Below are 9,381 nucleotides of genomic sequence, written 5' to 3' on the forward strand. Positions count from 1 at the left end.
CCAATTTCAAGTGATAAGATAAAAAATTTTTCACGCTTACATCATTCTTTTCAGCTCAGATATCCCTTGGCTTTTTCACCCTCGATTCAATTATGTTACAATAGCTGTAGACAAAAGAAACCCATTTAACAAAGGAGTACATACCATTTGAGAAAACAGTATTGGTTTATTATTTTGACATATATCATCATGCAGTTTTCAGCAGTAATTGCGATTCCCTTGTTATTTAAATTCGGTTATGCGGGAGGACAGCCCACAAAAGAAAATCTGCTGTACGCGCAGGGATTATGGTCCGTCATCAGTTTTATTGCCTGTCTGATTGTTGTATTGCTCATTCTCAGAACCGCGCCTAAAACTGCGCTGCGAAACGAAAAGAAAGACTCGGTCGGACTTTCGATCCTTTGGGCGATAGCCGGGTTTTTCATCGCCCTTTTCTCTCAAGGATTAGCCGGTTCTATTGAATATTATGTATTTGGCATCGGAAGAGAATCAGAAAATACAAAAGCCATCCTGGATGTGATTCAGGCAGTTCCGCTCATGATTATCGTTTCTTCTATCATCGGGCCTATATTAGAAGAAATCATCTTCAGAAAAATCATTTTCGGCGCGCTGTACGAAAAAACGAATTTCTTTATTGCCGGACTGATCAGCTCCATTATTTTCGGAATTGTTCACGCGGATTTAACGCACCTTCTGCTGTATACGGCAATGGGCTTTACCTTTGCATTTCTATATGCGAGAACCAAACGGATTTGGGTGCCGATTTTCGCCCATGTAATGATGAATACATTCGTCGTCATTATGCAGCTTGAGCCTGTTCAGAAATACCTTGAACAGCAAAGCACACAAATGCAATTGATTATTGGAGGATTATTTTCATGAGAAACCCGATAGTGTGGGGAATGATCTACTTTGCCGTAGGGTGCATCTTTACTTATCTCGCCGCAAGCTCGCCAGGCAGCATGTGGTCATTTTACTCCATCCTGCTGATGGTGTTCGCTGCATACAACATCAGCATTTCTTTTAAGATGTTCGCCTTTTCATTTAAAATAAAGAAGAACCAGAAATAAAGAAAATCCATTTCTCTTCTATGAGAAATGGATTTTTTATGTTGGCTAAGAAGAAACGTCCTGATCGGCAGCACTGCTTTTCTGCGCTTTCCGATAGGCAGCCTTCGATATTAAAATACTGATTTCATACAAAATCAAGAGCGGAACAGTCACCATCATATGAGACAAAAGCTCAGGTGGTGTAATCAGAGCAGCAATCACAAGCAGCGTAAAGTACGCATACTTTCTGATTTTCGCTAAGAACATCGGTGTCACAATTCCAAGCCTTGTCAAAAACATAAGGATGACCGGCATTTGAAACAACAGTCCAAACGGAATCGTCAGCTGCAGAAGAAAATGAAAATATTCATTAATTCCAATCACCTGAGTGACATTCAAATCCTGAGAGATCCGTTTCATAAAATCGACAACAAAAGGAAATAAAATATAATAGGAAAAAGATAAACCCGCTAAAAACAGCAAAATAGAGATCGGAATGTAGCTGAGCGTTACTTTGCGCTCCTTTTCATAGAGGCCCGGGCTCACAAAAGCCCAAAGCTGGTAAAGAATAACCGGCGAAGTCAGGACAATCCCGATGATAAACGCAAACTGCATAAACACATAAAGCGGGTCTGTCAGATTAAACGCATTGAGCGTGAGCTCCTTCGCTTCATCGGTTTCTTGCAGATACACTATAATCGGCTTCGCTAAAAAAAACCCCGCGATAAAAAAAACGACAAACGCCAGCGCCACAACCAGCAATCGTTTTCGAAGCTCCGCAATATGCTCCAGCAGCGACATTTGATTCACTTTCATTTGTGTCATCCTAACTTACTGATTCTCTTTCTTTTTTTCCTCATCATCACTCGCTAATCCTTTAGTAGCGTTTTTGAATTCACGAAGTGTGTCTCCAGCGGCTTTTCCCAACTCAGGCAGCTTTTTGGGACCAAAGATAATCAGAGCAACGATTGCGATAACAGCAAGGCTTCCAGGACCGATCGGCATATTTGGGCTCCTCCTTTCCGGTTACTCGATTTCCTCTAAAACAGAATAATGCTTCAAGAAATAAACCAGTGACTGAAGCTCTACAGCTAAATCTATATGATGAATTCGAATGTGTTCCGGCACATTCAAACGGGCCGGCGTAAAATTAAGAATACCCTTGATCCCTAACGCAACCAATCTGTCAGTAATCGATTGGGCCGCTACTGCGGGCACTGTCAGAATGGCAACTGATTCGCCTTTTACATGTTGTTCAAGATCATCGAGGTTAAAGACGGGCACACCGCCTACCTCAGTTCCTATTTTACTCTCATTTATATCAAAAGCCATAGAAATTTTTGTGTTATTATTTTTTGTGAAATTATAGTGAAGAAACGCTGTTCCTAAGTTTCCGACACCAATCAGGATAACGTCTGTCATTTCATCCTGATCAAGCGTTTTTCGGAAAAATGACAGCAAATAATCGACATTATATCCGTATCCTTTTTTGCCAAGAGCTCCAAAATAGGAAAAATCCCTGCGAATCGTGGCAGAATCAACCTTTACGGCATCGCTGAGTTCAGCAGATGATACACGCTGTTTTCCTGACGCATGCAGATTCTTTAAAAAGCGATAATAAAGCGGCAGCCGTTTTGCCGTCGCCTGCGGAATTTTTGATTGATCCTTATTCATTTTTGGTCCTCCAAATTATACTCGGATAGTTCTCTTTTAAAGTCACCGTTTTTCCCGCCTGTCTTTTCCAGCAAGCAGGTAGGGCCGATGACCATCCCCTTATCAAGCGCCTTGCACATATCGTAAACAGTAAGGGCACACACCGATGCAGAAGTTAGCGCTTCCATTTCCACACCTGTACTCCCTTTCGTTTTGACCTGTGCTTTTATATGAAGTATAACTTCTGTTTCTTTTATTTTCCAGTCAAACGAAATATCGACCCCGCTCAAGGATAGCGGATGGCACATCGGAATGATATTTGATGTTTGTTTCGCAGCCATAATGCCCGCAACCTGAGCGACAGCAAGTACATCTCCTTTGCCGATATCATGGCTTTTTATTTTCTCGTACACTTCACTCTTCATGTGTACGCTTGATACAGCCGCCGCAGTACGGACAGTCGAAGATTTTTCGCTGATATCCACCATCTGGGCTCTGCCCTGTTCATTAAAATGAGAAAATCCATTCATAGTAAAAACTCTCCTTAAACAGATCATACACTATTTTCTTCTCTATGTCTTATTTGGCCAATGTATTGTTTGCTGAGTTCTGGTTCATAAGCTACACTTAACTTATTATAGCAGAGGTGAAATAATATGATGATCTTACAAATTAATCAGCTTTCCAAATCATTTGGTGCTGATACTATTTTAAACAATATAAAGCTGGAAGTCAGAAACCGTGATCGCGTCGCAATTGTAGGAAGAAACGGCGCTGGGAAATCTACACTCCTTAAAATTATCGCAGGTCACCTTTCATATGAAAAGGGTGAAATGATCAAGCCGAAAGATATCACAATGGGCTATTTGGCCCAGCATACCGGCTTGGATTCTAAGCTTACCATAAAAGAAGAGCTGCTGACTGTTTTTGATCACTTAAAAGCGATGGAAAAAGAAATGCGAAACATAGAAGAAAAAATGGCGGCAGCTGACCCAAGTGAACTGGAAAGCATCATGAAAACCTACGACCGCCTTCAGCAGGAATTTAAAGATAAAGGCGGCTATCAATATGAAGCAGATGTCAGATCTGTGCTGCACGGTCTCGGCTTCAGCCATTTTGACGATTCAACACAGGTGCAAAGCCTAAGCGGTGGTCAGAAAACAAGACTGGCCTTGGGTAAGCTTCTGTTAACACAGCCTGACCTTCTCATTCTAGATGAGCCGACCAACCATCTGGACATTGATACGCTGACATGGCTTGAACATTATTTGCAAGGCTATTCAGGCGCCATTCTGATTGTTTCTCACGACCGCTACTTTTTGGATAAAGTGGTGAATCAGGTATACGAGGTATCAAGATCAGAAAGCAAAAAGTATCACGGCAACTACAGCGCTTATCTAGACCAAAAAGCTGCCCAATATGAAAAGGATCTTAAGCTGTATGAAAAACAGCAAGATGAAATCGCCAAGCTTCAGGACTTCGTAGATCGAAATCTGGCGAGAGCCTCAACGACAAAAAGAGCACAAAGCCGGCGGAAACAGCTTGAACGGATGGACGTCATGTCAAAACCGCTCGGCGACGAAAAATCAGCAAATTTTCATTTCGACATTACAAAACAGAGCGGGAACGAGGTCCTGCGGGTTCAGGATCTGGCCATCAGCTATGAAAACCAGCCGCCGCTTCTGACAGATGTGTCGTTTAGACTTACAAGAGGAGAAAGCGCCGCTCTTGTAGGTCCCAACGGAATCGGAAAATCAACCCTGCTGAAAACATTAATAAACACACTGAAGCCAGATCAAGGATCAATAGCGTACGGCTCAAATGTCAGTGTCGGTTACTATGACCAGGAACAGGCTGAGCTGACCTCCTCTAAACGCGTCATTGATGAGCTGTGGGACGAGTATCCGGAGCTTCAAGAGAAAGAAATCAGAACGTGCCTCGGAAATTTCTTATTCTCCGGGGATGATGTGCTTAAACCCGTCTATTCCCTAAGCGGGGGCGAAAAAGCAAGAGTGGCCCTGGCCAAGCTGATGCTGCAAAAAGCTAACTTTCTCATTCTTGATGAGCCGACGAACCATCTTGACTTAGACAGCAAAGAAGTTCTCGAGAACGCCTTGATCGATTATCCGGGCACATTGTTATTTGTCTCACATGACAGATATTTTATTAACAGAATCGCAACAAGGGTATATGAGCTTTCTCCAAACCATATTGAAGAATATCTCGGAGATTACGATTATTATACAGAGAAAAAAACACAGCAGCTGGAATTAGAGAAAATGAAACAGCAAGAGGAAACTGAAAAAGCCACGGCTGCAATGAAATCCGACTCTAAACGTTCTTATGAGGAAGAAAAAGAATGGAAAAAGAAAGAACGCCAACGACTCAGACGCATAGAAGAAATTGAAACGACAGTTCAAACCATAGAAGAAAAAATCAGTCACAATGATGAATTACTTTGTGATCCGGAAGTATATCAGGACCACGAAAAGGTACAAGCCATCCACGCTGACAACGAGAAACTCAATCAAGAATTGGAAAACCTACTATCAGAATGGGAAGAACTATCCACAGAAGAAGATTAAAAAAGTCAAGCACCTCTTTTTTAGAGGTGCTTTTTATCCACAGAAAATAGCCTTATAAGCAAACGAAGAAAGCGGTTTATACACAATATCCACAAAATTTTCTGAATTTATCCACTTTATTAACAGCCTCTCAACCCCTTTATCCATCTATATCTCTATAATTACTCACAGATATGTGGATAAATTGAGAATTATCTGTTAATAACAATAAAAAAGCCTCACGCCATTATGTCGTGAGACCTTGGTAAGAAGTCAGTTCAAGACCAGGCTGGCCATTCATATCATATGATCCGCGAATCCCTTTTTCAAAAGCAATTGTACCGGCCGCAGCAATCATTGCAGCATTATCTGTACATAAGGATAGCGGAGGAATGATGAGCGCTGTCCCCTCATGATGGGAAAATTCCTTCTGTAACGCCGCTCTGAGTCCTCTGTTTGCAGCTACTCCTCCGGCCAAAAGAACCTGTTTGACACCATATTCTTTTGCAGCGCGTGCCGTTTTGGTCACTAAGACATCAATGACGCTATTCTGAAAACTGGCAGAAAGATCTTCCGGCGCAATTTCCTGTCCTTTTTGAGCCGCGTTATGAAGCGTATTGATCACAGCTGATTTCAGCCCGCTGAAGCTGAAATTATAAGAACCTTCTTCAAGCCATGCGCGAGGCAGAGGAATAGTGTCATTCCCTGATTCCGCAAGCTTGTCAATCTGCGGTCCGCCTGGATACGGGAGCCCCATCGTTCTTGCCACTTTGTCATAAGCTTCCCCTGCTGCGTCATCGAGTGTTTCCCCGATCACTTCAAATGAACCGTGCTCTTTCATATAAACCAATTCCGTATGGCCGCCGGAAACGACCAATGCAAGCGCTGGAAAAACGATCTCTTCTACCAGACGGTTTGCGTAGATATGGCCCGCTATATGATGGACTCCAACTAACGGAATATGATGCGCAAAGCTCAATGCTTTAGCGGCGTTTACTCCGATTAGCAGTGCTCCCACCAATCCCGGGCCTTCTGTAACTGCAATCGCATCTATATCACGATATGTCATGTCTGCTTTACGGAAAGCCTCTTCGATCACTAAAGTGATTTGCTCCACATGATGTCTTGATGCAATTTCCGGCACAACCCCTCCGAATCGTTTATGGCTTTCAATTTGAGAGGCCACAACGTTCGAGACGATTTCTGTTCCGTTTTTGACAATAGCTGCTGCCGTTTCATCGCAGCTCGTTTCGATTCCTAATATATAAAGATCTTTTTGCTCATTCATTTATCGTCACCCACATAATTAACGCATCTTCCCCGTTATCAGTATAATAGTTCTTTCTTATTCCGCCGGGCTGCATCCCGAACTTTTTATATAAACTTTGAGCAGGGTGATTGGAAACCCTCACTTCAAGCGAAAGCCGCCTCGCCTCTTTTTCTTTACAAAGTTCGAGAGCTGAACGAAAAAGTGCTTCTCCTAAAGACTGGCCCCTATACTCTGGTTTAATCGCGATATTTGTGATTTGGGCGTCGTCCATCACAATCCAAATCCCGCAATAACCCGCGATACAATCGTCCTTTTGAATCACGAGATAGTGGGCATACGGATTTTCAAGCAATTCATGATAAAACGAATCCTTCGTCCAGGGAGACGTAAAGGAGGATGTTTCAATTTCGTATACGTGATCAACATCATCAAGCTGCATTTTTCTGACTGCTGCTTTTGTTTTCATCCTATCACCCTACTTTTGACTTTCAATCCATTTCGCTTCAGCTTCTGCAAGCCGTAAATAATCCGGCACAAGCCCGTGAATATCAGCAGCTTCGCTATCCGCACCCAAGTAAGCCAATTCGGAAGGGCGGGGATTATGCTGAGCCGCAGACCCTATGATTCCTTTTGTCCCTAATACATCCAGTATCGTCTCCGCGTGTATGGATGTATCATGACCTAAAAACAAAACAGGGCGATCCTTCTCTTTTAGCATCTCCAGCCACTCTGTCAGCATCACATTTTGATCCGGCAAAGCCTGTTCTAAAAGACCGTTTTTATATTCATAAAGACCTGTATACACCTGTCCGCGTCTCGCATCAAATATAGGGCTGATCAGACCGTCAAAGTGACGTCCATTTGCCGCCAGCGCTTCAAGACTTGAAACAGCAGAAATCGGAATGTTTAAAGACCAGGCAAGTGTTTTGGCTATGGTTACACCGATTCTCACCCCTGTGTACGAGCCTGGACCTTTTGCGACAACAATTTTAGAAAGATCCTGCGGGGTTATATCACAATCATTCAGCAAAGAATGAACAGCAGGCATCGCCCTCACAGAGTGATTCTTTTTTAAATATGTCATGTATTCTGCTATGACAGTGTTGTCCCGAAGCAGCGCTATGCCTAAAGTATAATTCGATGTATCAATTGCTAATATTGTCATGTCTACTTATCTCCTCACAAAGCATTTCATACCGATTCCCCACAGCTGTAAAGATGATCTCTCTTTCATCGTCACCAACTCTTTTAATGGCAATTTGCAGTCGCTCCTGCGGAAGCTGCTCTTCAATTAAATGTGCCCATTCCACTAAGCAGACACCTTGTCCATGAAAATATTCATCCAGTCCTAAGTCTTCACTCTCGTCTTCCATTCTGTATACATCCATATGATAAAGAGGAAGTGAACCATCGTTATATTCTTTTATGATCGTAAACGTCGGACTGTTTACAACACGTGTAATTCCGAGTCCTTCAGCAAAACCTTTTGTAAAGGTTGTTTTCCCAGCTCCTAAATCGCCTTCTAATGTCAGGACGTCCCCAGGCTTTGAAAACGATGCAGTCAGCTTAGCAATCGCTTTTGTTTCTTCAGGATTTACAGTTCTCCATTTTAATTGCTTCACACGAGTCACCCGTCTTATTTAAAATGATTATATCCTTTTTTCTCTAAAGTCATTGTTTCTTCATCTGTCTTTAATACGACATTGGATTCTGTCTTTTCACGGACACATCCAATCATTTTAATTGGCAGTTGAAGTCTGCTGCACTCCTGCTGTAACAGTTCCCAGTCTTCCTTTGAGATCGTCCCAGTCAGCTCAAAATCCTCTCCGCCAAACAAAGCCCATTCCTTCCATTTGGAATTTAACTTAGGCAAGTCCGGATGAACTGGAAGAAGGTTCTCGTCAATTTCTATTGAAACAGAGCTGGATTCAGCAATTTCATGCAATTCACTTGCCAATCCGTCACTAATATCATTAAGAGCCGCACGCTGAGCGTTCGAGCATAGTCTGCCAACACTCACTCTTGGGTGAGGGCGTTTATGCCTATTGATAAAGTAATCTGTTTCAAATGATGTTTCCGGATGAGAGGATTCTTTTAGCAGCAATGAAAGTCCAGCAGCAGAAGAACCGATTTCACCAGTGACAAAGACTATATCATTCGGCTTTGCCAAACTGCGCAAACAGGCACGTCCCTTTTCAACTTCCCCAATCACAGTCACTGTGACGACTAGTTTATCAGAAGTAGAAACTGTATCACCGCCAATCAGGTCCATACAGTATAGTTTCGCCAGCTCATTCATTCCTTCATACATTGCCTTGATTTCTGATTCCGTCCATTTTGAAGGCACCGCAAGAGACACTAAATAAAACTTAGGAATACCTCCCATTGCGGCAATATCACTTATATTTATAGCCAACGCCTTATATCCAATGTCCTCCGGCGAAGAATAGCTCAATTTAAAATGTACGTCCTCTACCATTGTATCGACACATACAATTTCCTGCACACCGTTTTTCGCTGTGTAAAGAGCCGCATCGTCTCCAATTCCTACATCAACGGAAGAATGGTGAATGGTCCGCGGAGTAATACGATTAATTAAATCAAACTCATCCATTAACCAAACCTCCTTTTGGTCTGATTATGTTTTATATGTACTGTATCTAGTGTATCGGATTATGGTGAAATATCCAAGATATTGCCGATATAAAGAAAGCTTGGCTATCATACCAAGCAAAAGATGTAATAAAAGAAAACACAAAAAAAACGAAAACATGATCGTTTCGTTTACAATAAATGGCGGTCCGGACGGGACTCGAACCCGCGACCTCCTGCGTGACAGGCAGGC

General features: G+C 42.5%; 12 protein-coding genes. 3 read left to right on the plus strand and 9 right to left on the minus strand.

The genetic code is table 11. From position 1 onward, the window contains the following. Window positions 1–147: 147 nt before the first annotated feature. Together LNN34_RS13215 and LNN34_RS13220 are read left to right on the plus strand one after the other, a co-directional pair. On the plus strand, window positions 148–882 hold the full coding sequence (locus tag LNN34_RS13215; RefSeq protein ID WP_044152836.1) for a CPBP family intramembrane glutamic endopeptidase: 735 nt from the start codon (window positions 148–150) through the stop codon (window positions 880–882). Next, entirely contained in the window at window positions 879–1,070 is a 192-nt protein-coding gene (locus LNN34_RS13220; RefSeq protein ID WP_024120410.1) for a DUF4305 domain-containing protein, read from the plus strand. The genes LNN34_RS13215 and LNN34_RS13220 overlap by 4 nt, the downstream gene beginning before the upstream one ends. A 45-nt stretch (window positions 1,071–1,115) precedes the next feature. On the opposite strand, the gene tatC is transcribed toward LNN34_RS13220, so the two are convergent. Genes tatC through moaC form a run of 4 tightly spaced genes read right to left on the minus strand, consistent with a single transcriptional unit; the run spans window position 1,116 to window position 3,232 of the window. Then, window positions 1,116–1,874, minus strand: coding sequence for a twin-arginine translocase subunit TatC (tatC, locus tag LNN34_RS13225; protein WP_082687911.1), 759 nt, complete (start codon window positions 1,872–1,874; stop codon window positions 1,116–1,118). A gap of 6 nt (window positions 1,875–1,880) precedes the next feature. Beyond that, window positions 1,881–2,054, minus strand: a complete 174-nt coding sequence (gene tatAY, locus LNN34_RS13230) for a sec-independent protein translocase protein TatAY (protein ID WP_010333210.1) — start codon at window positions 2,052–2,054, stop codon at window positions 1,881–1,883. 21 nt (window positions 2,055–2,075) lie between these two features. Next, the gene (locus LNN34_RS13235) at window positions 2,076–2,723 is read right to left on the minus strand and encodes a redox-sensing transcriptional repressor Rex (protein ID WP_044152840.1); all 648 of its coding nucleotides are present in this window, start codon (window positions 2,721–2,723) and stop codon (window positions 2,076–2,078) included. Continuing rightward, window positions 2,720–3,232, minus strand: a complete 513-nt coding sequence (gene moaC, locus LNN34_RS13240; RefSeq protein WP_010333208.1) for a cyclic pyranopterin monophosphate synthase MoaC — start codon at window positions 3,230–3,232, stop codon at window positions 2,720–2,722. The genes LNN34_RS13235 and moaC overlap by 4 nt, the downstream gene beginning before the upstream one ends. A gap of 126 nt (window positions 3,233–3,358) precedes the next feature. Here moaC and LNN34_RS13245 point away from each other — a divergent pair, with 126 nt between their 5' ends. Next, window positions 3,359–5,287, plus strand: a complete 1,929-nt coding sequence (locus LNN34_RS13245; protein ID WP_229043605.1) for an ABC-F family ATP-binding cassette domain-containing protein — start codon at window positions 3,359–3,361, stop codon at window positions 5,285–5,287. Window positions 5,288–5,513: 226 nt separating this feature from the next. Here LNN34_RS13245 and tsaD read toward each other — a convergent pair whose 3' ends face one another. From tsaD to thiL, 5 genes are read right to left on the minus strand one after another with little or no spacing between them, the layout of a single operon-like run. Beyond that, window positions 5,514–6,554, minus strand: a complete 1,041-nt coding sequence (gene tsaD, locus LNN34_RS13250) for a tRNA (adenosine(37)-N6)-threonylcarbamoyltransferase complex transferase subunit TsaD (protein WP_099043955.1) — start codon at window positions 6,552–6,554, stop codon at window positions 5,514–5,516. Continuing rightward, complete coding sequence (gene rimI, locus LNN34_RS13255; protein WP_099043956.1) at window positions 6,547–7,002, minus strand: ribosomal protein S18-alanine N-acetyltransferase; 456 nt, start codon at window positions 7,000–7,002, stop codon at window positions 6,547–6,549. The genes tsaD and rimI overlap by 8 nt, the downstream gene beginning before the upstream one ends. Before the next feature lie 9 nt (window positions 7,003–7,011). Beyond that, window positions 7,012–7,701 (minus strand): tRNA (adenosine(37)-N6)-threonylcarbamoyltransferase complex dimerization subunit type 1 TsaB, encoded by a 690-nt coding sequence (gene tsaB, locus LNN34_RS13260; RefSeq protein WP_217828327.1) that lies wholly within the window; start codon window positions 7,699–7,701, stop codon window positions 7,012–7,014. Then, window positions 7,682–8,158, minus strand: a complete 477-nt coding sequence (gene tsaE / locus LNN34_RS13265; RefSeq protein ID WP_059293404.1) for a tRNA (adenosine(37)-N6)-threonylcarbamoyltransferase complex ATPase subunit type 1 TsaE — start codon at window positions 8,156–8,158, stop codon at window positions 7,682–7,684. Before tsaE ends, tsaB begins: the two co-directional genes overlap by 20 nt. 14 nt (window positions 8,159–8,172) lie before the next feature. After that, window positions 8,173–9,150: a thiamine-phosphate kinase gene (thiL, locus tag LNN34_RS13270; RefSeq protein WP_229043606.1), complete on the minus strand. Its 978-nt coding sequence runs from the start codon at window positions 9,148–9,150 to the stop codon at window positions 8,173–8,175. Window positions 9,151–9,381 lie beyond the last annotated feature (231 nt).

This window comes from Bacillus sp. AF23, assembly GCF_020861455.1.
Classification (GTDB): Bacteria; Bacillota; Bacilli; order Bacillales; family Bacillaceae; genus Bacillus; species Bacillus halotolerans.